The following is a 24,786-nucleotide window of genomic DNA, read 5'->3' as shown; positions in this document are numbered from 1 at the left end:
CGCTCTCCCTCCACCTCGCGGGGGCGCCGCGGGCGGGCGAGACAGTCCGCCCCCTCCCCCCACTCCCCGCGCCCCCCAACCCGGGAGTGCCCTGACCTGCAGGAAGAGAGCAAGGGACCTTTGCTAACGTCCTTGAGCACGCCAATGATTAGCGCACTAAGCGATGTTAGTAAAGGTCCCTCGCTCCCCTCCGGCGATAGCAAAGGTCCCTTGCTCCCCCGGTGACGTTCCCCCAGCGACGGCCGGGGTGTCATCGACGGCGGAACCTCTCCGCGAGCGCCGGGTCGTTCTCCCACCACAGGCCGCCCGACGGCGCCTCGCCCGCGGCGCCCTCCTCGTCCAGCCGCGCGTCCACCTCGCGAGCGCGGCGCTCGTCGTCACGGGCCCAGCGGATGATCAGGGCGCCGACGAACGGGAGGCCCGCCAGGTCGCCGCCGATCCACAGCACGCCGGCGCCGATGATCTGGTCGGTCCTCGGCTCCGGTCCCCAGTTCCGGTGCAGCGCGTCGTAGTGCGCGGGCGCGAGCAGCGGGCCCAGCCAGAGGACGAGGCCGAGCGCGCCGTCGAGGATGACCTCGGCCAGCGAGATCCATACCGACACCAGATGCGAGTCGTCGCGCGGGGTCGGGTCGAGCTGGATCCGTGTCCAGAAGTAGCCGAAGCCCGCGAGCACCAGCAGCAGCCGGACCAGGGCGTCCACAATGGACGAGTCCAGCGTCAGCTCGTACAGCGGCGTCAGGTAGATCAGCAGGGGCGGTGCCGCCAGCATCGCGGTGACCACGAGCGGGAACGTCAGCCCCCGCGCGAAACGGCCGCGGCCGAAGCGACGCAGCCCGGCCACGACCGGAGCGGGCGCCGAGCGCAGCAGCAGGGTGATCGGCGCGCCCAGCGCCAGCAGCAGGGGCGCCACCATCAGCAGCACGATGTTCTGCACCGCGCGCACCCAGAACAACGTCGTGTCGTACACCGCTAGGAACGAGCAGGTGACGAGAACGATCGTGGCCAGCCCGGAGAGGAACGCCGCGGTGCGCCCCGGCGGCCAGGTGGACTGCCGCCGGACGGCGCGCAGATACAGCACCGCGAGGACGAGCACGACGAGAACGGCCGGGACGTCCAAGGTCCAGGCCGTCACCATCCGGCCACCGGTGAGCGGCTCGAGCACGGAATTCGCTGCGATATCGATACCCCAGTGTCGGCTACTATTCATCTGCGGGACACACCGGGTTCAGACCGAGAAAAAGATCAAGCTGCCGATTCCGGCAACCACACAGTAAATGGCGAACGGCGTCAAAGTGCGCGTTTCAAAATATTTCACCAGAAAACGGACAGCGATGTACGACGCGATTCCGGCGACGACGCTGCCGACGAGCGCGGGCCCGAGCGACGCCTGGTTCTCCGGCCGGAACAGCGAAGGCATCTTCAGCACACCGGCGGCGAGGATCACCGGGGTCGCGAGCAGGAAGGCGAACCGTGCGGCGTCCTCGTGGTTCAGCCCGCGCCGCAGCCCGGCGACCATGGTGATGCCGGAGCGGCTGATACCGGGGAACAACGCCAGGATCTGAGCCGAGCCGATGAGCATCGCCTCGCCGATGCGCAGCTTCGACAGGCGGGCGTCGGAGGCCTGCTCGACCGAGACGGCCCGCATCACCATGGTGTCTTCGGCGGAGAAGTCGATCGTCTCCTCGGACCGCGAAACCGCAGGTACCTCGGACTTCCGAGGCCGGGAGAAGCGCTCCGCGGCGTAGAGCACGCCGCCGTTGAGCGTGAGGAAGATCGCCGCCGGGACGGGCTTGCCGAGGAAGTCGCGCAACAGCCCCTCGAACAACAACCCGGCGAGCCCGACCGGGATCGTGGCCAGCACCAGCAGCCACGCGAGCCGCTGGTCGGCCGTGCGGATCTCGCGATGCCGGATCGACGTCCACAGCCCGGCGATGATCCGCACCCAGTCGCGCCAGAAGAAGATCACGAGCGCGAGCGCGGTCGCCACGTGCATCGCCACGAGCACGGCGAGATACGGCGAATCCTTGCCGATGCTCAGATCCTGACTCCATTGCCCGCCGACCAGCGCGGGCAGCAGGATGCTGTGCCCGAGACTGGACACCGGAAACAATTCCGACACCCCTTGCAAAGCGCCGACGACAATCGACTCGACGTAGGTAACCGCGGACATTCCGGGCCTCTCCGATGTGCATCAGGACAATTCCCCGAAAAGAAAGTACCGAGCGCCGTGTTAACCCACGGCAAGGACCCCGCCCAGGCCGTAACACTTCTCACGGTTCACATACATGAACATAAAACACGTACTTGACTCTCGTTCGGCGGGTGACCTAGCGTCTACGGCACGCCGCGAAACCCACCTTTCGCCCCTCGGAGTGGAGGAACGAGATGCGTGTTCGTGAGCGGATTCTGGCCACCGCGGCAGGAACCGTCGTACTGCTGTCCCTGCTCACCCCGGCCGCGTCCGCCGCGACGGTCAAGGTCGCGAACTCCGCGGAACTGAAGAAGGCACTGTCTGCGGTGACCCCTGGAACGACGATCGAACTGGCGGCGAACACCACGTTCACCGGCAACTTCAAGGCCGACCGCAGCGGGACCGAGAGCGGGCGCATCACGCTGACCGGCCCGCGCAGCGCCGTGCTGTCGGCTTCGGGTGGCCGTACGTTCGAGCTCACCGGCAGCTTCTGGACGCTGTCCGGGTTCTCGGTCACCGGCGGTCAGAAGGGCGTGATGGCACTGGGGGTGCACAACACGGTGGTCGACGGTCTCAAGGTGTCCGGGATCGGGCACGAGGCCATCCACTTCCAGCACGGCAGCACCGACAACGTCGTGCAGAACAACGAAATCAGCGACACTGGCCGCGAGTACGGCGGCTACGGCGAGGGCGTCTACTTCGGGTCCGCCAAGAGCAACTGGCCGGGCGGGCAGCCCGACCGCAGCGACCGCAACAAGGCGCTGAAGAACAAGATCGGCCCGAACGTCCGCGCCGAGGCGATCGACGTCAAGGAGGGCACCACCGGCGGTGAGCTGCGGGGCAACACCTTCGACGGCACCGGCCAGAGCGGGGAGAACTACGCCGACAGCTTTGTCGACATCAAGGGCAACAACTACGTGATCGCCGACAACAAGGGCAGCAAGGTGTTCGTGCACGACGCCGAGTACGGCGGTTACGAGGTGCACGTCCAGCTGGACGGCTGGGGACAGAACAACACCTTCTCCGGCAACGTCTCCGACCCGCAGTCGCAGTCCGCCTACGGCTACTACGTGGTGAAGGCCGCCCAGGCCACCACCAAGGTCTGCGCGAGCAACAAGGCGACCAACGCCGGCAAGGGATTCGCGAACGTCACCCCGGCAGCGGGGTGCTGACGCGATCGAAGACCGGGGGCCCGCTCAGCCCGGCGGCGGGGGCGGGCCCCCACCCTTCGTCTCACCGTCCCGCTCGGGCACAGTGAGGCCATGGACGATCTCTATCCGCCGCTGGCCCCGCACGCCCAGGGCCTGCTCGACGTCGGCGACGGCCACCGGATCCACTGCGAGCAGGCGGGCAACCCGGAGGGCAAGCCGGTCGTGGTGCTGCACGGCGGCCCCGGCAGCGGGATCGCGCCGCTGACCCGGCGGCATTTCGACCCCGAGGCCTACCGGATCGTCCTGTTCGACCAGCGCGGCGCCGGGCGCAGCACCCCGCACATCGGCGAGGACGACGTCGATCTGGCCACGAACACCCTGTGGCATCTGGTCGCGGACATGGAGTTGCTGCGGGAACGCCTCGGCATCGACCGGTGGCAGGTCTTCGGGGGTTCATGGGGCGCGACCCTCGCGCTCGCCTACGCGCAGAAACATCCCGACCGGGTCAGCGAAATGGTGCTGCGCGGGGTGTTCACGGTCCGGCGCGGCGAACTCGACTGGCTCTACGGGGGTGGCGCGGCGAACCTGTTCCCGAAGGAATGGGACGACTTCCTGGCGCCGTTGCCCGAGGACCGCCGCGACGATCCGCTCGCCGCATACGCCGAACTCGTCTACGACCCCGACCCCGCGGTGCGCGAACGCGCCGCCCTCGCCTGGAGCGTCTGGGAGGGGGCGACGGTTTCCCTGTTCCCGCAGGAATCCTTCGTCCGCCAATACTCGGACTCGAAGTTCGCGCTGACCTTCGCCCGCCTCGCGCTGCACTACTTCAGCCACGGTGCTTGGCTCGAAGAAGGGCAGCTCATCCACGACGCAGGCAAGCTCGCGGGCATCCCCGGAGTCATCGTCCAGGGCCGCTATGACGCCGTATGCCCGCCCGCGACGGCGTACGCCCTGCACCGCGCCTGGCCGGGCTCGGAACTGCGGTTGCTCGAAGGCGCCGGGCACGCGGTGAACGATCCCGGGGTGCTCGCGGCGCTTCGCGAAGCCACCGACGGGTTCCGGAGCCGCGTGAGCTGAAGGGGACTTTCCTCGCGTCACATGCGACGAAAGTCCCCTTCAGCTCATCCGGTGAGACGAAAGTCCCCTTCAGCTCATCCGGTGAGACGAACGTCCCCTTCAGCCCAGTTGGAGGGCGAGCCAGAGTTCGGCGCGCACGCCCGGGGAGTCCAGCGACCGGCCGGTGAGTTCCTCGACCTTCCGCATCCGGTTGCGGAGAGTGTGCCGGTGGACGCCGAGGCGCGCGGCGGCGTTGTCCCAGTGCCCGTGGTGTTCGAGCCAGCAGCGCAGGGACTCGACGAGATCGCCGCGCCCGGTCTCGTCGTGCCGCCGCAGCGGGGCGAGCATCCTGCCCGCAAACGCTTGCGCCACACCCGGTTCGACAAGCTCCAGCAGTCCCGCGCCGACGTGGTCGGCGTGTCGGACGAGCAAGACCCGTTGTTCCTGGGCCGACGAAGCCGCGTGCGTGGCCTGGTCCACCGCGGTCGCGAAGTCCACAAGGGACACTCCATCGACGAGCCCGCCGTGCAGGCCGCCGATCCGTGCCGCGACGGCGAGCACCTGTTCCTCTTGGCGCGCTGCCCCGAAGACCAGCACCGTAGACCCCGAATGCGCGAAGAACACGTGCTCGGCGACGGTGTCGGCGTCGGCGTCGGCGTCGGCGTCGGCGTCGGCGTCGGCGTCGAGAGTGTCGTGCAGCGTCCGCCGCGCGGCGGACGGGCCGACGAAGGCCAGCACCGACCACGGCGGCGCGGGCGCGCCGCCCCACACCGTGGTCATCACGCCGAGGGCGAGTTCGCTCTGGCGCTGGACGAGGAGCTCGACCAGTCCGGTACGCAGCTCGCGCAATGCCGCGCTCTGCGTACGATTCTGTTCCAGGGCAAGGGAAAGCAGGGACACCGCGGTGTTGACGATGTGCTGCCCCGCGGTGTCGAGCGGCCCCTCGGTGCCCACCGCGAGCACCCCGCGCGTCCTGGTGTCGAGCGTCTGCAGCGCGACCTCGTACTCCCCCAGCGCCGTCAGCCGCGTGCCCGCTCGGAGGTGTTCCAGCTCGTCGCGCAAGCCTTCGGCGTGCCCGCGAGCCGACGCCGGAGCGGCCTCGGTGACGGCCCCTGAGGCGTCGAAGAGCACCACCCAGCCGTCGACAAGCCGCGCCAGCTTGCGCACGACCCCGCCCACCCCGGACTTCCCGACCGCTGTGCGGGTCAGCTCCTGCTGACCGCGTCCGGTGCGGACCAGCGCGGCGTACTCGTCGGCGGCGACCGCGCGGGAGACGGCGCGGGTGATCGCGATGAACGGCGTCCGCCTCGGCACTTCCAGCAGCGGCAGGCCGACCTCGGCGGCGGTGCCGACCAGCGCGCGCGGCACCTGCTCGTGGCTCAGCCCGACCCCGAAGCCGACCCCGGCGACACCGGCGTCGACCAGCCCGCGGACGTAGGCGGGCGACGTCCGTTCGTCCAGCGCGAGGCCCGTGGTCAGCAGGAGCTCACCGCCTTCGAGGAAGGCCTGCGGATCGGTCAGCTCGGTGGGGTGCACCCAGCCGATCGGGCGATCGAGCGCGGCTTCCCCGGCCAGCACCCGCAGGCCGAGCGAACGCTCGGCGGCCAGGCCGCGCAGGGTGAGTGCCATAGTGTCCAATTCTAACTCTGGAATTGGACAGTTCGGCCAGCTGACGCCGGGCCGTCGCGGTCCCATGCTGAGAACGCATCCATCCCCGCGACGCAGGAGTCAGCCGTGACCGTCACCGAGGCCGGGCCGCAGGCCCCGGCGCCCCAGCAGCGCAGGCTGCGCACCGAGATCCCCGGCCCCGCCTCGCGTGAGCTGCAAGAACGCCGCGGCGCCGCGGTCGCCGCGGGCGTCAGCTCCGTACTGCCCGCCTACATCACCTCGGCCAGCGGCGGGCTGCTCACCGACGCCGACGGCAACGTGCTGATCGACCTCGGCTCCGGGATCGCCGTTACCAGCGTCGGCCACTCCGCGCCCGCCGTGGTGGACCGCGTCCGCAAACAGGCGTGCTGGTTCACCCACACGTGCTTCATGGTTACCCCGTACGAGGGTTACGTGGAGGTATGCGAGGCGCTGGCGGAGCTCACGCCCGGCGATCACGCGAAGAAGTCGGTGCTGTTCAACTCCGGTGCCGAGGCGGTGGAGAACGCGGTGAAGATCGCCCGCGTCGCCACCGGCCGCCAGGCCGTCGTCGTGTTCGACCACGCCTACCACGGCCGCACCAATCTCACCATGGCACTGACCGCGAAATCCGTGCCGTACAAGCACGGATTCGGCCCGTTCGCGCCGGAGATCTACCGTGTTCCGGGCTCGTACCCGTACCGCGACGGGCTCTCCGGCGAGGAGGCGGCACGGATCGCGATCGACCGGATCGCCAAGCAGATCGGCGGTGACCAGGTCGCGGCGGTGGTCATCGAGCCGATCCAGGGCGAGGGCGGGTTCATCGAGCCCGCGCCCGGCTTCCTGCCCGCGCTTTCGCGGTGGTGCACCGAGAACGGCGTCGTGTTCATCGCCGACGAGGTGCAGACCGGGTTCTGCCGCACCGGCGACTGGTTCGCGTCTTCGCACGAAGAGGTCGTGCCGGACCTCGTCGCCACGGCCAAGGGCATCGCGGGCGGACTGCCGCTCGCCGCGGTGACCGGCCGCGCCGAACTGCTCGACGCCGTCGCGCCGGGCGGGCTCGGCGGCACCTACGGTGGCAACCCGATCGCGTGTGCCGCCGCGCTCGGCTCGATCGAGACCATGCGGAACGAGAACCTCGCCGAATCGGCGCGGCGGATCGAAAACACCGTGCTCCCTCGACTGCGCGCGCTCGCGGAGGAAACCGGCCTCATCGGCGACGTCCGTGGACGCGGTGCGATGCTCGCGGCCGAATTCGTCAAGCCCGGTACGAACGAGCCGGACGCCGAGGCGACCCAGCGCATCGTGAAGACCTGCCACGCGGCCGGCGTCGTGGTGCTGACCTGCGGCACGTACGGCAACGTCGTCCGCCTGCTGCCGCCGCTCTCGCTCTCGAACGACCTGCTCGACGAGGGTCTTTCCGTTCTCGAATACGCAATCCGCTTGGAGGCCTCCCGATGAGCACCGCTGTTCCATTGAGCACTGCTGTTTCGTTCTGGGTCGCCGGGAAGCCGGTAACGAGCGACGCGACCGCCGTCGTCCGGCATTCCTTCGACGACAGCGAGGCTGGTGTCCACTTCGTACCGTCCTCTTCGGACATCGAGACCGCGGTTCAGGCCGCGCACGAGGTCACCGAGGAGTTCGCGACGCTGCCCGCACACGTGCGAGCGGGCGCGTTGGACCACGTGTCCCGAACTCTGGGTGAGCGGTCCGAAGAGCTGGCTCAGCTGATCACCGCCGAGTCGGGGAAGCCGCTGAAGTGGGCGCGCGGCGAGGTCGGGCGCGCGGTGTCGACGTTCCGGTGGGCGGCCGAGGAGGCGCGGCGTTTCTCAGGCGAACTGCAGCGGCTGGACACCGACCCCGGCGGCACCGGGCGGCTCGCGCTCGTCCGGCGGGTGCCGCGTGGCCCGGTGCTCGGCATCACGCCGTTCAACTTCCCGCTGAACCTGGTGGCGCACAAGGTCGCCCCCGCGATCGCGGTCGGCGCGCCGATCGTGCTCAAGCCCGCGCCCGCGACGCCGCTGACCGCGCTGGCACTCGGCGAAATCCTGGCATCGACCGATCTTCCGGCCGGGAGCTGGTCGATCCTGCCGACGGACAACGAGGCCGCGGCCGCGCTGGTGGCCGACCCTCGCCTGCCGGTCGTGTCGTTCACCGGCTCGGTGCCGGTCGGCTGGGGCATCCGCGACAGCGTGCCGCGCAAGCACGTCGCGCTGGAACTGGGCGGGAACGCGGCCGTGCTCGTCTGTCCCGATTGGACGGACCTGGACTTCGCGGCGCAGCGGATCGCGACGTTCGCGATGTACCAGGCAGGCCAATCGTGCATCTCGGTGCAGCGTGTGTACGCGCACGCCGATGTCTTCGACGCGCTTCAGGAGAAGGTGCTGGAGCAGGTCCGCGCACTCGGGACCGGTAACCCGCGCTCGGACGGCGTCGACGTCGGGCCGCTGATCAACACAGCCGCCGCTGCGCGCGTGGAGTCGTGGGTCTCCGACGCGGTCGCGGCCGGTGGCTCGCTGCTCCTGGGCGGCTCCCGCGACGGCGCGACCGTGGAGCCGACGGTGCTCGCGGGCGTGCCGGAGGACGCGTCGGTGATGGCCGAGGAGGTGTTCGGCCCGGTGGTGTCGCTGACGCGGGTCGAATCGGTGGACGAGGGCGTGCGGCTGATCAACGACTCGCGGTTCGGGCTGCAGGCGGGCGTGTTCACCCGCGACCTGCCGACCGCGTTCGACGTCTCGGCGCGGCTGCGCGTCGGGGGCGTGCTGGTCGGCGACGTGCCGAGCTTCCGGGCCGACCAGATGCCCTACGGCGGGGTCAAGGACTCCGGCGTCGGGCGGGAGGGCCCGGCGTCGGCGATGGCCGACTTCACCGAGGAGCGTGTCACGGTGCTGACGGGCCTGACGCTCTGATCTTCGGGGGGCATGCCGTCAAGGCCACCTTGCGGGCGTCTGACGCGAGGTGGCCTTGACGACGTCCGGAGGAGAGGAGCAAGGGACCTTTGCTATCGTCCGGTGGCGCACGATCGATTAGTGCACTAAGGAACGTTGGTAAAGGTCCCTTGCTCCCGTACCTGCCAAGTTGAGCGAGTCAGGACGTCGAGTATGCATCGACGGTGCGATCATCCCGTGGAGCTTCGCCGTCGCCGTAGTTCCTCGACGTCACGCCCGAGAGCCTGGCCGGCAACCGCGTCATCCTCCGCAGGCGCCTGAGGGGCCTCGCTTTCGCCGGCCTCACCTTCCCGGACCACTGTGGTGGATGCGGCGACGGAGCTGATGACTCCGATCACGAAGAAGATCACGGCAACCACCCACCAGACCGCGGGGTCGTCCCAGAGATCTTGGCTTGCCGATGCGCCCGCGTCCTCGCCGGAGCCTGACGACTCCTCCTTCGCGGCCATGGCCCCTACGAAGGCGCCGAAGGCGAAGAACAGCGCACAGAAGAACAGAACGCCCGCCGAGACTCGGTCACGAGGCGACATACAGCGATGAACTCGTTTACTTCTGACGCGCCCGCTCCCTGCGGGCAATTCAGCGTTGAAGGTGGTCGCTCTGAGCACCCTCGCTATCCACGAGCGGCACCCACCACGGACTGGTCTGTCACTGTCGTCCCCCATAGCCGTCACAAGGGACATTGTCCTCGCACCGCGATACCGCTGCTACCAGGTCAGGACGGTTTTCCGGCCTTCAGAGACCTTCGAGCGCTTGCGTGAGCGCGGCGTGGGCGTCGACCAGCGAGGGGCCGTACCACGTGAGGTGGCGGCCGGAGACCAGTACGTACGGCGCTCCCGGGAACGCCTCGGGCCCGTCGTCGGCGGTGAACTCGTACGGCTCGTCGGGCAGCACGAGCAGGTCGGCCTCGGCGTCGAACCGGGCGCGAAGCTCGTCGAGGGCCGGCCGCGGATAGCGTTCCGGATCGCGGTCGTAGACGTTGGCGACGCCGACCCGGCGCAGGACATCGCCGCCGAAGGTCTCGCGGCCGAGCACGATCCACGGCTTCCGCCACACCGGCACCACGGCGCGGAACCGGACGGGCGCGATCTCGCGCCAGATCTCCTCGGCCTCGACCAGCCAGTCCGGCTCGTCGAGCCGGTAGGCCTGGGTGAGGACGCGGCGCAGCGAGCCGAGTGCGGCGGGCACCGTCGCGGCGGCGGCCATCACCCACACCGGGATCCCGTTGGCGCGCAGGCGTGCCACGTCCTCGGGACGGTTCTCCTCCGAGTTGGCGAGCACGAGGTCCGGCCGCAGGTCCAGGACGCGGTCCAGCTTCGGGTACTTGGAGCCGCCCACCCTCGGAACATCCAAAGTGGACGGATGGGTGCAGTAGTCGGTGGCCCCCGCCAGCAGGCCCGGCGCGCTCACCTCGACGGCTTCGGTCAGCGAGGGGACGAGCGACACGACGCGGGAAGGCGGGCCCTCGAGCGGGACCGTCTCCCCGAGATCGTCGAACAGTTCGAGTCTCATGCGACATCCATGATTCGCTCGCCAGCTTCGCTCATGCGATCGCCTCGCTCCGCGAGACAGTGTTCAATCCCTTTTGGCGCATGATGTCCATGATTCGCTCGCAAGCTTCGCTCATGCCCGCTCGAACGACACCTTCCGCTTCTCGACGTCGACCGCGGTCAGCCGGACGGCGATCCGCTCACCCTCGGGGAACTTCTCCCCCGCGCACTTCGCCATTACCGGCGGATCCTCCACCAGGATCTCGGCCCTGGTCTCCTCGGCACGCAGCACGACCGCGCTGAACTCGCCGCCGACGCGCTCGGCGAGCACCCACGCCTCGACCTGGTCGATGCAGGCGCGTTCGACCTTCGCGGCGAGCAGATCCGACGCGGTCATCAGCTCGGGCACCTCGCCGAGCGCGGCACGCACCCAGTCCGGCACCTCACGTCCCGCGGTGACGGCGAGGCAGATCTCCGTCGCGAAGCGGTCGACCAGCCGCCGGATCGGCGCGGTCACGTGCGCGTAGGCGCCGCCGATCCCGGCGTGCGTAGTCAGCGCGGGCAGTTCACCGTCGAAAGCGGTGTACCCGGCGCCGCGCAGCAGGCGCGTCGTGTCGGCGTAGAGAGCCATCGACGCTGGCATCCCGGGGTCGAGCGTGGCCAGGAACTCCGAGACCGTCGCCCCCGCCGGCCAGGCGATGCCGAGCGCGTCGGCGGAGCGGCGCAGCCACTCGACGGCGGTACCGTCGGGATCGGGCAACGTCCGCAGCACCCCGACCCTGGCGCCGATCATGATCTTCGCGGCGGCCATGCCGGTGAGCAGCGAGATCTCGGCGTTCCAGCCCTCGACGGAGTTGCGCGGGCGCTGGGCAAGGGCCCAGCCGCCGTCGGGATCGCCGTTGATCTCCTGCTCGGGCAGCTGCAGCTCGATCGCGCCGCGCCGGATCGCGAGATCCCGGCGCGCCCGGCCGATCTCGGGCAGCGCCGCGACCGACGGATGCGGGGTGCCCGTGTCGAGCGCGGCCTGGACGGTCTCGTAGTCGAACTGCTCGGTGGACCGCACCAGCGCGCGGCGGACCAGCGTCGCCGTCAGCTCACCGGTTTCGTCGGTCTCGATCGTCCACAGCACCGCGGGCCGGATCTCGCCGGGCAGCAGGCTCGCGGCGCCTTCGGACAGCACCGGCGGGTGCAGCGGGACGTTGCCGTCGGGCAGGTACATCGTCTGACCGCGGCGGCGCGACTCGCGGTCGAGCGCGCCATCGGGCGGGACGAACGCGGCGAGGTCGGCGATGGCGTAGTGCACGCGGAACCCGGCGCGGGTCCGTTCGATCACCATGGCCTGGTCGAGGTCCTTCGAGCCCGGCGGATCGATGGTCACGAACGGCAGGTGCGTGGCGTCCTCCCGTTCCCCGGCGGAGGCGAGCGGATCGAGGACGGCGGCCTCCGCCTCGGCGAGGACGTCCGGGCCGAACGCCTCCGGCAGCACGAATTCCGCCCGGAGGCGGGCGAAATCCCCTCCGGCCGCATGTGTCCTGATCACGAGTGGAGGCACCACACAACACTATCCCGCACGGGGCACCTTGATCGCTCGTTCGGGTGCGGCCGGTTGGGTGTACGTTAACCCTGCCTGTAATGAAAACCGATACCATCTTCAGAAGGGGTCCCGCCGTGAAGATCGCGTTCGTCGGCAAGGGCGGCAGTGGGAAGACCACCCTCTCGTCCCTGTTCGTCGCGCACCTCGCCGCCACCGGCAAGCCGGTACTGGCGATCGACGCCGACATCAACCAGCATCTCGCGGTGGCGCTGGGCGCGACCGAGGAGGAAGCGCTGGCCTGGCCGACGCTGGGCGACAACATGGCGCTGATCAAGGAGTACCTGCGCGGGGACAATCCGCGCATCCCCGACGTCGCGGCGATGATCAAGACCACGCCGCCCGGTCGCGGCTCGCGGCTCGTCACGCCGTTCGAGGACAACCCGATCACCGAGGCCTGCTTCCGGGAACTCGGCGGGGTGCGGCTCGGCGTCACGGGCCAGTTCGACGAGGACGATCTGGGCGTGGCCTGCTACCACTCCAAGGTCGGCGCGGCCGAACTGCTGCTCAACCACATGATCGACGTCGAGGGCGAATACGTCGTCATGGACATGACCGCCGGGGCCGACGCGTTCGCCTCCGGGCTGTTCACCCGCTTCGACGTGACGTTCCTGGTGTGCGAGCCGACCGTTCGCAGCGTCGGGGTGTATCGGCAGTACGCGGACTACGCGTGTGATTTCGGGGTGCGGCTCGTGGTGGTCGGGAACAAGGTGACCGACGCCGAGGACGTCGGCTTCCTGCGTGAGCAGGTCGGCGAGGCCCTGCTGGGCTGGCTGGAGAACTCGCGGCACGTGCGCGCCGCCGAGCGGGGCACCGCCCGGCCGATCGGCGAACTCGAGCCGCACAACCTGGGCACCCTGGACACGATGCTCGCGACCGTGGACGCCGAGCGGCGGGACTGGGCGCGCTACCAGCGCCAGGGCATCGAGTTCCACCTGCGCAACGCGCGCGCCTGGGGCAGCGGCCGCGCCGGCGCCGACCTCGCCGAGCAGGTCGACCCCGGCTTCGTGCTCGCCCCGCCTTCACTGGCCACTCAGGACGCCTGAGCCCGGTCGCCTGCGCGGCTGGAGGAGCGAGGGACCTTTGCTTGCGTTGGTGAGCACGCTAATAGTTGGCTTGCTCACGGACGTTAGCAAAGGTCCCTCGCTCCCCTCCGGCGATAGCAAAGGTCCCTTGCTCCCGTAGCCGTGTGCCGAGGGACGCCTTCAGTGCGCTGGACGCACCGAGGGACGCCTTCGGTGCACGGAACGCACCGAGGGACCCCTTTGGTGCATGGGCGGTTACCCCGGCGCCACGACCGGCCACCGACAGGCCAGCAGCGAAACGGTAGTAAAGGTCCCTTGCTCCTGCCTGAACGGCCGGAGCGAGGTCAGTCGTCGTTCCACGCGGCGTCGGCGGCGTCGGCCGCGCGGGTGCGTTCGCGGGCGATTTCGAGGGCGCGGCGGGCGGTCGCCTCGTCCGGGTAGGGGCCGAGCAGGTCGACGCTGCGGCTGCGCTCGAGGTGCTCGACCTCGTTGGTGCGGGTGTTGTAGTACCAGCCCGGATCCGGGTTCGGGTCGTTAGCCATGGTTCAAGCGTGACACCGGCAAAGCCCGCTGTCACGGTGAACCACCCGCCGCATTTACCGCCGGTAGCGGTACGGGATCTCGGTCGGGTTCCCGGTCGGGCCGAATTCGCCGGAGTCCGGCTCCGGCGAATTTTCCTGCGCGTTCTGGAACTCGTCGAACCAGCCGCGTTCACCGCCGGGCGGCGTACCGGGGCCGCCATTCGACGGCTGCGGCAGCGGCGGCCGCGAGGCCGACGGCTGGGGCAGCCCGGGTGGCGGCGTGCCCGGGTGCGAAGGCGGGGCCGGGGTCGCGGGCGGGAGCACCGGCGAGGATTCGCGGCCGGGGAAGACCGGCAGATCCGACGCTGGAGGCACCGTGGGCGGAACCGGAGCGGAGCCCTGACCGGGAAAGACCGGCAACGCGGGATTGTGCGGCCGAGCAGGCGGTTCCGGATACCCGGGTTCCCGGCCGGGGAAGGCCGGGAGCGGTGTGCCGGTGCTCGCCGCGGCCGAACCGGGCCCGGGGTTCTGGGCCGCCGCTCCGCCGTAGCCCGCCACCGCGCCGGACTCCGACGTGCCCGGAGCCGACGGCGGGGCGGCGGGCGCCGGATCCTGCCGGGCCACCCAGCCCGAGGGCGGAACCGGGGGTGACGCCGTCATGCCGGGGTTGGGTGGCGTGCTCGTGCCCGACGACGGGATGTCGTTCCGCGCGGCCGCCGGTTCGGTGCCGGACAGCTCCGCATCGCCGGACGAAGACGGCTCGGAGACCGAACCGCTTTCGCCGGACGACGACTCGTCCTTCTCCGGCGTGGCTTGCGCACTCGGCTCGGGCGTGACCGGCGGATCGTCCTTTGCGGACGTTTCTCCCCCCGGATCGGCGGGCTTCTCCGGAACGGCAGGTGTCTCGGTATCCGCAGTGGACTGTTCCGCGGACGTGGCGTCGCCCTTGTCCGCTTCGCGCACGACCTTGCCGGCGACCGGCTGCGTCTGATCCGGGCTGAGCGACGAGCCGGGTTCCGGCTGGGACAAAGCGGGCTCGGCCTGCGGCTGGGCCGGGCTCTCCGTCGCGGGCGGCGGCGTGACCTCGACAGGAGCGGGTGAAGCCGCCGCGGACGAGATGGCCGCCGCCCACTGCGGACCGGCAGCCGGCTCGGCGGGCGCGCCCCAGACCTGAGGCGGCAGAGCCGGTTGCTCGGCGGGAAAAGGCGGCTGCGGCGGGGTTTCCTGGGGCTGGGCGACGGGCGGCCGCGTCGGCTGTGCCCCGGCCTGGGGCACACCCGGCGCCTGCGGTCCGGCCGCCGGCGCGCCAGGCGGCTGCGCGGCGGCTGGTGCGCCAGGCACCGGCCCACCAGGCGGCTGGGGTCCGGGCGGCTGGGGCACGGTCCGCCAGACCGGCGCCGGGCCGATGTTCATCGGCGCGGGCGCGCGACCCCGGTCCGGGTCGGCCACGGCCGTCTCCTCGGCGACGGCCTGGTATCCGGCGGGTTTGGGGATCGGGTCCAGACAGGACACCAGGACGGTGGTGTTGTCCGGGTCCTCCACCTTGCGCCCGCTGCGTTCTCGGTAGGTCATCTCGCCGTCGGCGTCCATTTCGACGAGGTATCCGGCTTCGGCCAGCTGCTCCTCGTCCAGGTCGACGAGCTTCTCGTACCGCGAAGGCACCACGCGGTAGATCGGCCACGCGAGCCGCGCGTTCTCGTGGTGGAACTGCGCCAGCAGCGCGGCCATCTGCTGTTGCCAGGGCAGCGACATGTTTTCGGCGAGCGAACGCGGCAGCACGACGTAGCCCGCGTCGACGCCCGGCCAGCCCTGGTTCAGCTGGTCGGCCAGCGGCGTGCTGGAGGCGGGACGCTGCTGCGTCGGCGGCTGCGGCGCGCCGAACAGCGTCCGCGGGTCCTGGCTGGCGCCGCTCGTCCCCGGCGTCTTGCCTCGTTTGCCGAATTTCCGTGCCACGTCTTCATCCTCTGTCAGTGCGCGGCCGCGCGCCGATGGAGTTGGCCGCGACGTCGGGTGAATCGGCCCCGCTCACGCGGTTCCGGGCCTGACGCGTGCCAGGCGTTACCGTTCACCCCGGTCGGGTGTCAAGAGCCCGTGGCTCCACCGACCATGCTAAACGCCGGGTCGGACAGCCTGCGGGACGACTTCGGCCTCGGTGAACTTGAACGGCCGGATGTGGACGGGCACACCGTCCTGCTGCGCCTCGACGATCTTGCCGTCGCCCAGGTACATCATCACGTGGTGGATCGTCACCGGATCGGCGATGTCGGTGGCGAGGAAGATCAGGTCACCGGGCTGCGCGTCCTTCACCGGGAGCATCGCGCCCGCCTTGTACTGGTCCGACGCCACCCGCGGGAGGACGATCCCGGCGGACTTGTAGGCGGCCTTCATCAGCCCGGAGCAGTCCCAGGCGTCCGGCCCGTTGCCGCCCCACAGGTACGGCTTGCCCTGCTCGCCGAGCGCGAACTTGATCGCCTGCGCGGCGGCCTGGCTCGCCGGGAGCGACGCGCCCATCCCCTGCCCGCAGCCGGAGACGTCGGTGACCTGGCCGAGGTGCTGCACCAGGTGCGCCGCCATCGGCTCCCACTTGTGATAGCGGTCGGGAAAACCGGAGCGCTCCACGGCCTGCGCGGCGTCGCCGGGACGCCGGTTTTCCCAGTCCGGCACCGCCTTCAGCACGTCGAAGAACTTGTTGATCGCGTACTGGATATTGGTGACCTCGGCGACCGAACCCCAGTTCATCGAGGGCCGCATCTGGAAGATGCCCAGCGAGTCGCGGTCACCGTAGCTGAGGTTGCGCAGGCCCGACTCCGTCATCCCCGCCTGGATCGCGACCTGCCACGCGCGCGGCGCGAGGTTGCGCTGCTTGCCGATCGCGATGATCTGCGCGACGATCCCGCGTTGTTCCTCGTTGAGCTTGCTCGCATCCGTCGAGCCGTCGCCCGTGCCCGGCTGGGTCGGGCCGAGCGAAGCGTCGCAGCTGGTGTTGACGACGCCCTTGGCCGCGGCCTCCTGCTGGTCGGACACGACCTTGGCCACGGTGCTGGTGGTGACCACCGCGGTGAACACCGCGACGATCAGCGCACCGACGAGGAGCCCCAGACGCATCGGTGCTCAGCTCGCCTGGTCGTAGTCCGAAACCCGCCAGCCCGCGGGGGAGTTCACCACGGTGATGGACAGTTTCGGACCGTCGGTGGGGACCACCAGCTTCATCGAGCTGGTGTACGACGTCATGACAGCGGGTTCACCGGTGACCTTCGTCGCCGGGATGTTTGCCGGGTCCACAGTGGACATCACCGGCAGGTATTCGTCGGTGGTGTAAGGGCGCAGGCCCTCCAGCCACTGCGCGTTCGTGATCCCGTTCGGGTGCTTGACCCAAGCGGCGGCCCATTCCTTCGCGACCTTGATCGCGTCCTGGCTCGGCGCGGCCGTGGACGGCGTGGCCTGCGGACCGGTCAGCCGGGTGGGCAGCGTCGACGCCGCAGGCGGCGGCACGGCGAGGCCGGGACCGGGGGTGGCCGAGGCCGACGTCCCGTCCGGCCCGCCCGCCGCGGACGCGGGGCGCCCGATGACCTTCGGCAGCACGATGCCCAGCGCGGTCAGCACGATGGCCAGGAACACGAGCGTGCCGATCAGGTGCCGGGGCGAGCGCAGCGGCCAGCCCCACAGGCGGCGGTAGACCGCGGTGCGGCCGCGGTTCGTGCGGATCGGCATGGGTCACCGCCCCATGAGGTGGTCGGTGTCGCGCAGCTCCTCGCGGACCTCGAGCCCGCGCGACGGCCGGTACAGGACGAAAACCGGTTTCCCGGCGACGACCTCGGGGTCGACACGCCGCGGCTGGGCCCGCACGCCCGGCGGCGGCTGGACCGGCATCGAGGCCTCCGGGGCGGCGTAGTTGCCGGAGCCACCGTCGTAGCCGCTCTCGTGGTTCGCCGAGGTCATCCGTGACGGCACGACGACCGGCTCCGGTTCGTCGCTCCAGCGCCGGTCGGCGACCGGCGAAGTGTCGACGCGGCGGCTTTCCTCGCGCAGCACCCTCTGTCCGCCCGCGGTGATGACGTAATCGCCCGGCTCACCGATGAGCGGGTTGTACTGCCCGAACGCCGGGGCACCCCGGCCACCACCCGGTGGGAGTGCCGCGACGCCGCCGCCCGCGGTGACCGCGCCCGGCCACGGCGCACCGGACCAGGCCGCCGCCGGGCGGTGGTTGTCCAGCCGCCGCGCGTTGGCGAAAACCGTGGCCTCGGGCCGGAAACGCCCGCCACCGACGGTCGCGCCGATCGGCCCGCGTGCCTCGCCGTCCACGACGTCGTCGGTGTCGCGCACGTTCTGCCAGAACTCGTCCTGCGGGCTCGGGCCCTTGTTCTTGCGGAAGCGGGAGAAGATGCCGCCGCTGGGCGTCGGCACCGCGCCGCCGACCATGCCCACCGACATCTCGACCATCTGCCACAGCCGCCGCACCGGCCGCCCGACCATGAACAGCAACACGGTCACCAGCCCGGCGAGCACCATCTGCGTCAGCAACGACAACGCGCTCCCGGCCGCGAAGATCGCCTGCAGCAGCAGCGCGTGCACCCCCGCGAGCACGGACAGCACGACGAGGTTGAACGCGACGCCGCCGGCGACCTTGAGCACACGGCGCAGGATGTCCGGATGCAGCAGCGCGACCAGGCCGATGAGCGGCGCGGTCAGCGTGAACAGCCGGATGAGCACCTGCGCGAGCAGCACGGAAGCCTTGGCGAGCAACTGGAACAGCGCGTACACGAGGCTCTGGCCGAGCGCGAGGAAACCGGACCCGGTGCGGCTGCCGTCCTCACCGGTGAAGTAGCCGGTGGCCGGGCCGAGCTTCGTCGAGATGTCCTTGTACGCGGCCTTCTTCGCGTCGACGACGTTCTGTTTCCCATCGTCCCCGGCGACCAGCTGGTTGCGGGTGAACGCCTGCGCGTCCAGCAGCGGCCTGCCGAACTGCTCGGCCTGGGGCGACTTCGGATCGCCGAACTCGCCCCGCAGCCAGTTGTTGTAGACGATGTGGGTGTGCAGGTCCGTGGGCAGGATGTCGCGGACGATCCGGTTTTCGTTCTCGTCGACGAACCCGGCCTGGATGTTCGTCGTGGTCTGCACGATGGCCTTGTCGATCGGGTCGAAGTACCGCAGCATCGCCAGTGACGAGGCGGCGAGCCAGATGGCGGCGAGCGCGTACAGCGCCCGTTTGCTGATCGCCGCGAGATCACCGCGCCAGATGTTGCGGAACAACATGATCGACAGCAACAGCGCGGCCAGCCCGAACAGCTGCGCGTAGATGTTGTTGTAGACCTTCTCCGCGCCGGACTTCACCGCCGAGTAGATCGGGTTGAGCAGTCCGCCGTTCAGGACGGTGTAGTGCAGGGAGTTGGTGGCGCCGACGATGTTCTTGCCGACGTTGAACAGCTGGTTGCCCGCCCACGTGTCGATGGTCGAATTCGGCGAGGCCAGCCCGGCCAGTGGCGTGCAGTTGGTCTGGAAGGTGTCCCAGACCATCCCGGCGTAGCTGTAGTCGATGTAGGCGCTGCCCGGCTCGCCGTGCCCCTCCGCGGGATCGACGGCGCCGACCAGCCCCGCGCCGGGGCGTTCCGGGTTCGGCGGCTCACCACAGGCCGCGGCGTTCGCGGGCGCGGTGATCACGATCTGCATGCCGATGATCAGCGCCGCCGTGGTCACCGCGGCGCGGCGGCCACAGCGCATGCCGTGGGACGGCCCTTCCTTGATACGCCGGCGCAGCCAGCGCCATCCGGCGGCGACTGCGAGGACAGACGCCAGCGTCATCAAGGTGTTCACGCTGCATCCCTGCCAGGACCGCCCTTGGTGCCGCTCCCGGACCGGGCGTGCTTCCCGCCCTCGCCGCTCGCGCTCCCGTTCGAGGCTCCACTGTGGACACTGCCGTCGACCTCGCCGGTTTCGCTGGCGAGCGGGTCGGGCGAGCCCAGCAGGACGTCGTCGGTGAGGCCGACCTCCAGTTCGGCGGCCAGCTCGAAGTCCTGCTCGAGCTCCGGGTCCTCCTCCGGTGGTACGGGTACGTAGACCTTGGCGTCGAGCTTCGGCGCCACGATTTCCTTGCCCGGCTTGGGCCTCGAGTCCGGCGAACCCGGCGTGGTGTCCATGACGCCGCGCAGGTGGTCCAGGTGCGGGCCGGAGAAGTCGACGCGGATGCGTTCCACGCCACCGGCTCCGTCGCCGAAGATGAACTGCCGCGGCTCGACGTCCCGTTCGATGCCCCGCTGGGCGCCGGGACGACGCCCCAAGGCCGCGACGACCTGCTCGTAGCCGACGCCGACCGGGACCTTCAGCAGCCGCAGCGCGTCGGCCTGCGTGTCGTCGTCGTCCAGCCTGCCGACGAACACCGAGTCCAGCAGGGCCACGAAGCCCTGGATCTTCAGGAAGTCCGCCGGGATCTGCGAGGACAGCAGCACCCGGACGTTCCACTTCCGCGAGTCACGGGCGAAGCGGTTCATCAGCACGCGGCCGGTCGGGACCTCGGACAGGAAGAACGCCTCGTCGATCCAGACGCCCTTGCGCAGTTCCTTCGGCTTCTCGTACACCGACCGCTGGGTCAGCCACGCCGCGAGGTTCAGCATCTCGACGCCGAGGGATTCCGCGTCCGTCCAGTACTCGCGCGGCACGCCGTCCTTCGGCAGCGTCAGCCCGGCCATGGTGAGGACGGTCAGCCGGTCGTCGCGGGTCTCGGAGTACGGGTCGGCGTCGGTCTCCGGGATGAGCAGCGCCATCCGCTCGCGCATCTCGTCGAGGAAGTCCGCGACGACGACGGCGTGCTCGTGGTGCTCGCTGGAGTCGCGGCGCAGCGCGTCGATGACCTGGCCGGGGTCGGCGTCGAACCGGCCGCCGACGGCGCGGACCGCGCGCAGCAGCACGATCCGGGTCTGCGCCATCCGCGAGACCTCGTAGGGCAGGACGCCGGTGAGCACGTCCAGCACCAGACGACGCCGTGTCGCGCCCGCGAGGGCCTTCTCGCGGCGCCACGAGCGCTCGGGGTCGTCCTCGTCCATGAAGTGCTCGATGAGCGGCTCGGCGACCACGCGGTACGGGTTGAGGATGCCGGGCTGCGCGTTGAGCAGGTTGATCGGCCGCGCGTAGGGCCGCAGCTCGGGCAGGTCGCACAGCCGCGACAGCGGGCCCGAGGGGTCGAGGATCGTCCAGTGCGCGCCCGCGCGGAGCGTCTTGTAGACGATGCCGCCGCCGAGGAACGACTTGCCGCCACCGAGCCCGGCGACCATCGCGGTCAGGCCGGAGCCGTCGCGGATCTCCTGCGCCATCCACGGGTCCCAGGCCACCGGGCGCCGGGTCGCGGTGCAGGTCTCGCCGAGCAGGATGCCGCGGCGGTCGCCCACCTCGGCGGTCGCGGTCGGCACCGACGAGGCCGCCCAGACGACCGAGCCACGCCGCTTGTAGGCGGCCGAGGCCAGTGGTTCACCCGGGATGAACTCCCGCGCCATCGCGTACTGCGCCTCGGGATGCTCGATCGCGATCTTCGGTTTGTACAGGTCCAGCAGTTGCTGGGCGAGCTTCAGCGCGTCCCGCTCGGTCGGCCCGGAAACCGCCATCCGCCACCACGAATAGACGCGGGTGGCCAGCGCGGTGAAGCCCGACGTCATCTCGTCGTCGATCTCCAGCACCCGCCCGGCCTGGCGCGCAAGCGATTGCGGTGGTTCCAGCTCGTGCTCGTCGGTGTAGTGCTTGACCTGCGAGCGGACCTTGTTCATCTGGCGCTGCAGCTCGCCTGCCACCTCTTCGGGGCGCCGGACGTAGATCCGCGCCGACACCTCCACGGAGGCGGGCAGCCGGTCCGCGTGCTGCACCCACGGGTCGTCGACCTCGGGGATCTGCAGGCCGTGCATCTGCCCGACGGTGAGCACCGCGAGATGCCGCGAAACCCCGGCGTTGGAGCCGGTGCGGCCGCGGACGGTGACTGTCGGGGCGTACGGGTCGGCGTAGAAGTCGGCCGCGTCGGTGAAGCTGGCTAGATCCTCCGGCTCCCAGGCGGCGCCCGGCACGGCGGGCATGTTGCGGGGGGCGGGCAGGCCGAGCGAGCACGAGCGGTGCATCAGCCAGGACATCTCCTCGGCGTGCACCGGACGGCCCTCCAGCCCGGCCGACCCGATGACCTGGTCGAGGTGCTCGACCTCGGAGTCCAGCGCGGACAGTTCGGCGTCGACGGCCTCGGGGAGGATCTTGCGCAGCACCGGGGCCGCGCGTTCGACGGCCCGGTCCACCATGCGCCGGGTCTGCACCTGGACGCCGATGTAGACCTCTTTTTCGGCCATCGACCGGCCCATCAGCTGCTGCTGCTCGCCGATGAGGTAGTCGTCGAACGACAGCGCGCCCGGCACGTCCCCCGGCCTGCCGACGGCGTTGTGCACATGCGCCTCGGCCCACATGCGGATCGGGTACGGCCGGTTGGTCACCCGCAGGTGCAGCCAGCGGCCCTGCAGCTCGGCGTACTGGCCCGCGATGGCGGCGATGAGGTCACGGCGCTGCGAGTCCGACCGGAACGACCACCGCTGCGGCGCGAGCCGGTACCAGGCGTAGACCTCGAACCCGGTGCGCAGCAGGTGGCCGTCGATACTGCGTGCCGCGATCGACGGTGTGTAGGCCGGGATCGCCTGTTCCCCGGGCAGCCGCCTGCCCTTGCCGGAGGGCTGGGCGCCCGGTGAGCGGGGTTGCTGCGGCGTTTGCCAGGCGCCGGTGGGCATGTCCCGATCTCGTTTTCCTCGGCTTCCGCCGCGACCGAACAACGACTACCTCCCGGCCCGGACCGCGGCACGGCCCCGGCGCGCTCGTGGTGTTCCCTGTGCTGTGACGTGCTGGGCGCCCGTGCCGCCGTGGTGCTGGTACCGCCTTCTCCGCTTGTGCTTCGGCAGGGGACGCTCGGTGCGCACCCGGACCCGGCTGGCGGTGACCGCGCCACCCGTGCCCGTGGTCTTCTCTCTCGGCGTGCTCAGCTCGCGCGCCGCCATCGAGACCACCGCGCCCAGCGGGCGCTCGTGGCTGATCTTGGCGGTGATCAGCTTGGTGATCACGATCGTGGCGACGAACGCCCACGCCGTGGAGAAGAACCCGAAACCCCATCCGGCCCACCGTTCGACGGTGAGCACGACCAGGAAGACCGGGATCCCGATGAGCCACGCCACGTAGCGGGCCCGCCAGGGAAAAGTCGCTTTCGGTGGGCCGAGCCATACGGCGTCGACCCGGTAGACCTCGTCATCCGTCCTGATGCGCACGCCGGGCCCGCCTCAGCCGGTGAACAGGCCGGAGATCCACTTGCCCACGTTGACGCCGGCGCCGCTGACCGCGAGCCCGATGATCGCGAGCGCGATGACGACACCCGCGAGCCTGCGCATCACGCCGGCGTTGTCGCCCTTGCCGCCGCCGAGCCAGAGCAGCAGGAGCGCGACGGCGAGCAGCACCAGGGGAATGATGTTGTCGAGCAGCCAGTTACGGACGTTGCCCGTGCCGAGTTCGCCGTTGGCGGCCAGCGTCTCGAAGGCGGTCATGGTGGTCATCGCGTTACTCCCGGTGCGCGGTGGGGCCCGCGCGGTTCTGGCTTCGGCGGTACTTCGAACAACATCATGGCGTTACGAGGGGTAGTGGTCAAAGCGCGCTGTGTAGATGTCGACTTGTCTCTCGGGGCTGGAGCCAGGCTTCTCACACGGAAACTCCTCGCCCTCCATCATCGTGGCAAGACTCGCCGGGTTTAACCCCGGCCACCCGTATTTCGTAGTGTGCGAACGAACTCACCCGGTCGCGAGTTTGTTGTTCACGCTGGGTGAGCCGAAAGCGGGCCTGCTGGGCCGCGGACAGTGTGACATGACCCATTCGGCGCCGTCGCGCGAGTCCGCTCTGTGAGGGCCTTCCGGCCGACCGGTGACGAACTCGATCTTGACGTAACACCAGCACGGTTACTGCCCGCACAAAGTGCGCCCGTTCTTTCACCACATAGCGTGAGAAAGGGGTTCAGGGGCGGCCTGTCGCGAACACACCCGCCGGGAACGCCCCCGCGGCGACCACCCGCTCGCTCACGCGGGCACAGAGTTCTTCGAGCCGGGCGGTCTTCTCCGGCCCGAGATGGGCCCACGGGGCTTCCGCGGCGGCGTTGGTGGCCACCTCGATGCGCTCGCGCAGGGCCTCGCCCGCCTCGGTGAGCGACCCGTCCGCGGCGAGGACACCGGTTTCGCGCAGTTCCGCCTCGGCGGCGGTCCACTCCTCGTCGCTCCAGCCGCGGGACTTCTTGGCGGCCTCGGCGACGAAGCCGTTGCCGGTGGCGGTATGGGTGACCAGCGCGGGAAGCCCGCCGAGGCCGTTGAGGACGAGTGCGGCGATGTGCCCGTCACCGCGGTACTCGCGCAGCAGCGTCAGCGCGTGCCACAGGACGAGGTGCGGCCGCTCGGGCCAGGGCACGCCGGCGTGTCCGGCGTAGAGCGGGCGGCCCTCCGGGCGACAGGCCGCTGCGGCCTCTCGGGCGAGTTCCGCCGCCTCGGCGATGTCGTCCGCCGCGAGGGCGTCGGCGCCGAGCAGCCGGGTGAACGCCGCGTCGATGCCCTCGAAGCGGGCCGCGACGACCTGCTCCGGCGTCGCGAGGGTCCAGGCGCGCGGGATGTGCCGGGCGATGACCTCGAGGTTGAAGTTGTAGAAGGTGGCGGCCACGACTTCGGGCCCGACCGCGCCCATCGGCGCCGAGCGGCCTGCGAAGTAGCACATCCGTCCTGGCCGCAGGCCCGCCGCGGTGAACGCCGCTTCGAGCTCCGGGGCGAAGTAACCGAACGCGTGAATCGAGTCGAACGCGGTCTTGAACTGTTTCGCGGTGGCCGTCGCTACACCCATGCGGGTCACCCTACCGCCGCGTAACTCCGGTTGACCATGTCTGTTTTTCCGTCCCTGGTAGCGAATTCCCGCGGTATCTACGGCTTCCGTCCGGCGCTGGAGCGCGTAGCCGAGGGACGCCCTCGGTGCGTTGGGCGTGCCGAGGGACGCACTCGGTGCACTCAACGCGACCAGGGACGACGCCCTTGTCGCGACCGGCCTGGCTTCCCACGACCGTCGGTGGCCGCGTGTCTCATCGTCGCGGGTGGGGCGGGGGGGGGTAGGTTGTGAGGCGCACAGGGAGTGGCGGTGGGGGGGTGTGGAGGGGGGGGGCGGCGG

General features: G+C 70.4%; 20 protein-coding genes. 5 read left to right on the top strand and 15 right to left on the bottom strand.

What is annotated here, in order from left to right; genetic code table 11:
* Nucleotides 1–250: 250 nt before the first annotated feature.
* Together ACFWX1_RS37645 and ACFWX1_RS37640 are read right to left on the bottom strand one after the other, a co-directional pair.
* Nucleotides 251–1,135 carry a cytochrome c oxidase assembly protein gene (locus ACFWX1_RS37645; protein ID WP_378394602.1) on the bottom strand — a complete coding sequence of 295 codons (885 nt, stop codon included), beginning with the start codon at nt 1,133–1,135 and terminating at the stop codon, nt 251–253.
* Nucleotides 1,136–1,225: 90 nt separating this feature from the next.
* The gene (locus ACFWX1_RS37640) at nt 1,226–2,170 is read right to left on the bottom strand and encodes an undecaprenyl-diphosphate phosphatase (protein WP_378394600.1); all 945 of its coding nucleotides are present in this window, start codon (nt 2,168–2,170) and stop codon (nt 1,226–1,228) included.
* 215 nt (nt 2,171–2,385) lie between these two features.
* Here ACFWX1_RS37640 and ACFWX1_RS37635 point away from each other — a divergent pair, with 215 nt between their 5' ends.
* Together ACFWX1_RS37635 and pip are read left to right on the top strand one after the other, a co-directional pair.
* Entirely contained in the window at nt 2,386–3,363 is a 978-nt protein-coding gene (locus ACFWX1_RS37635) for a hypothetical protein (RefSeq protein ID WP_378394599.1), read from the top strand.
* 90 nt (nt 3,364–3,453) lie between these two features.
* Complete coding sequence (gene pip, locus ACFWX1_RS37630; RefSeq protein ID WP_378394598.1) at nt 3,454–4,419, top strand: prolyl aminopeptidase; 966 nt, start codon at nt 3,454–3,456, stop codon at nt 4,417–4,419.
* A 99-nt stretch (nt 4,420–4,518) separates the two neighbouring features.
* Here pip and ACFWX1_RS37625 read toward each other — a convergent pair whose 3' ends face one another.
* Nucleotides 4,519–6,027, bottom strand: coding sequence for a PucR family transcriptional regulator (locus tag ACFWX1_RS37625; RefSeq protein WP_378394595.1), 1,509 nt, complete (start codon nt 6,025–6,027; stop codon nt 4,519–4,521).
* A gap of 105 nt (nt 6,028–6,132) precedes the next feature.
* Here ACFWX1_RS37625 and gabT point away from each other — a divergent pair, with 105 nt between their 5' ends.
* Nucleotides 6,133–7,485, top strand: coding sequence for a 4-aminobutyrate--2-oxoglutarate transaminase (gabT, locus tag ACFWX1_RS37620; protein ID WP_378394594.1), 1,353 nt, complete (start codon nt 6,133–6,135; stop codon nt 7,483–7,485).
* Entirely contained in the window at nt 7,482–8,933 is a 1,452-nt protein-coding gene (locus ACFWX1_RS37615; protein ID WP_378394593.1) for an aldehyde dehydrogenase family protein, read from the top strand. The genes gabT and ACFWX1_RS37615 overlap by 4 nt, the downstream gene beginning before the upstream one ends.
* A 209-nt stretch (nt 8,934–9,142) precedes the next feature.
* Here the strand turns inward: ACFWX1_RS37615 and ACFWX1_RS37610 are convergent, their stop codons facing one another.
* From ACFWX1_RS37610 to ACFWX1_RS37600, 3 genes are all read right to left on the bottom strand, one after another.
* On the bottom strand, nt 9,143–9,502 hold the full coding sequence (locus tag ACFWX1_RS37610) for a hypothetical protein (RefSeq protein ID WP_378394592.1): 360 nt from the start codon (nt 9,500–9,502) through the stop codon (nt 9,143–9,145).
* Nucleotides 9,503–9,707: 205 nt separating this feature from the next.
* Entirely contained in the window at nt 9,708–10,484 is a 777-nt protein-coding gene (locus ACFWX1_RS37605) for a helical backbone metal receptor (protein ID WP_378394591.1), read from the bottom strand.
* Nucleotides 10,485–10,595: 111 nt separating this feature from the next.
* The gene (locus tag ACFWX1_RS37600; RefSeq protein ID WP_378394601.1) at nt 10,596–12,002 is read right to left on the bottom strand and encodes an RNB domain-containing ribonuclease; all 1,407 of its coding nucleotides are present in this window, start codon (nt 12,000–12,002) and stop codon (nt 10,596–10,598) included.
* A 128-nt stretch (nt 12,003–12,130) separates the two neighbouring features.
* On the opposite strand from ACFWX1_RS37600, the gene ACFWX1_RS37595 reads away from it, so the two are divergent.
* Nucleotides 12,131–13,099, top strand: a complete 969-nt coding sequence (locus tag ACFWX1_RS37595) for an AAA family ATPase (RefSeq protein WP_378394590.1) — start codon at nt 12,131–12,133, stop codon at nt 13,097–13,099.
* A gap of 323 nt (nt 13,100–13,422) precedes the next feature.
* Here the strand turns inward: ACFWX1_RS37595 and ACFWX1_RS37590 are convergent, their stop codons facing one another.
* From ACFWX1_RS37590 to ACFWX1_RS37550, 9 genes are all read right to left on the bottom strand, one after another.
* Entirely contained in the window at nt 13,423–13,620 is a 198-nt protein-coding gene (locus ACFWX1_RS37590) for a hypothetical protein (RefSeq protein ID WP_378394589.1), read from the bottom strand.
* Nucleotides 13,621–13,674: 54 nt separating this feature from the next.
* A complete protein-coding gene (locus ACFWX1_RS37585; protein ID WP_378394588.1) occupies nt 13,675–15,552 on the bottom strand; it encodes a hypothetical protein in 1,878 nt (625 codons plus the stop codon).
* Between the two features lie 156 nt (nt 15,553–15,708).
* Entirely contained in the window at nt 15,709–16,704 is a 996-nt protein-coding gene (locus ACFWX1_RS37580; protein WP_378394587.1) for a C40 family peptidase, read from the bottom strand.
* 6 nt (nt 16,705–16,710) lie between these two features.
* On the bottom strand, nt 16,711–17,310 hold the full coding sequence (locus ACFWX1_RS37575; RefSeq protein ID WP_378394586.1) for a hypothetical protein: 600 nt from the start codon (nt 17,308–17,310) through the stop codon (nt 16,711–16,713).
* A 3-nt stretch (nt 17,311–17,313) separates the two neighbouring features.
* On the bottom strand, nt 17,314–19,410 hold the full coding sequence (locus ACFWX1_RS37570; protein ID WP_378394585.1) for a magnesium transporter: 2,097 nt from the start codon (nt 19,408–19,410) through the stop codon (nt 17,314–17,316).
* A complete protein-coding gene (locus ACFWX1_RS37565; RefSeq protein ID WP_378394584.1) occupies nt 19,407–22,382 on the bottom strand; it encodes an ATP-binding protein in 2,976 nt (991 codons plus the stop codon). The genes ACFWX1_RS37570 and ACFWX1_RS37565 overlap by 4 nt, the downstream gene beginning before the upstream one ends.
* A 3-nt stretch (nt 22,383–22,385) precedes the next feature.
* A complete protein-coding gene (locus ACFWX1_RS37560; RefSeq protein WP_378394583.1) occupies nt 22,386–22,868 on the bottom strand; it encodes a hypothetical protein in 483 nt (160 codons plus the stop codon).
* A gap of 12 nt (nt 22,869–22,880) precedes the next feature.
* Nucleotides 22,881–23,150 carry a hypothetical protein gene (locus ACFWX1_RS37555; RefSeq protein WP_378330112.1) on the bottom strand — a complete coding sequence of 90 codons (270 nt, stop codon included), beginning with the start codon at nt 23,148–23,150 and terminating at the stop codon, nt 22,881–22,883.
* A 451-nt stretch (nt 23,151–23,601) separates the two neighbouring features.
* Entirely contained in the window at nt 23,602–24,468 is an 867-nt protein-coding gene (locus tag ACFWX1_RS37550) for a hypothetical protein (protein WP_378394582.1), read from the bottom strand.
* Nucleotides 24,469–24,786 lie beyond the last annotated feature (318 nt).

Origin of the sequence: Amycolatopsis sp. NPDC059021, assembly GCF_042739895.1 — a bacterium.
Taxonomy (GTDB): Bacteria; Actinomycetota; Actinomycetes; order Mycobacteriales; family Pseudonocardiaceae; genus Amycolatopsis.
Note: the sequence above shows the minus strand (reverse complement) of the source record. Positions and strands in the feature narration are given on the sequence as shown.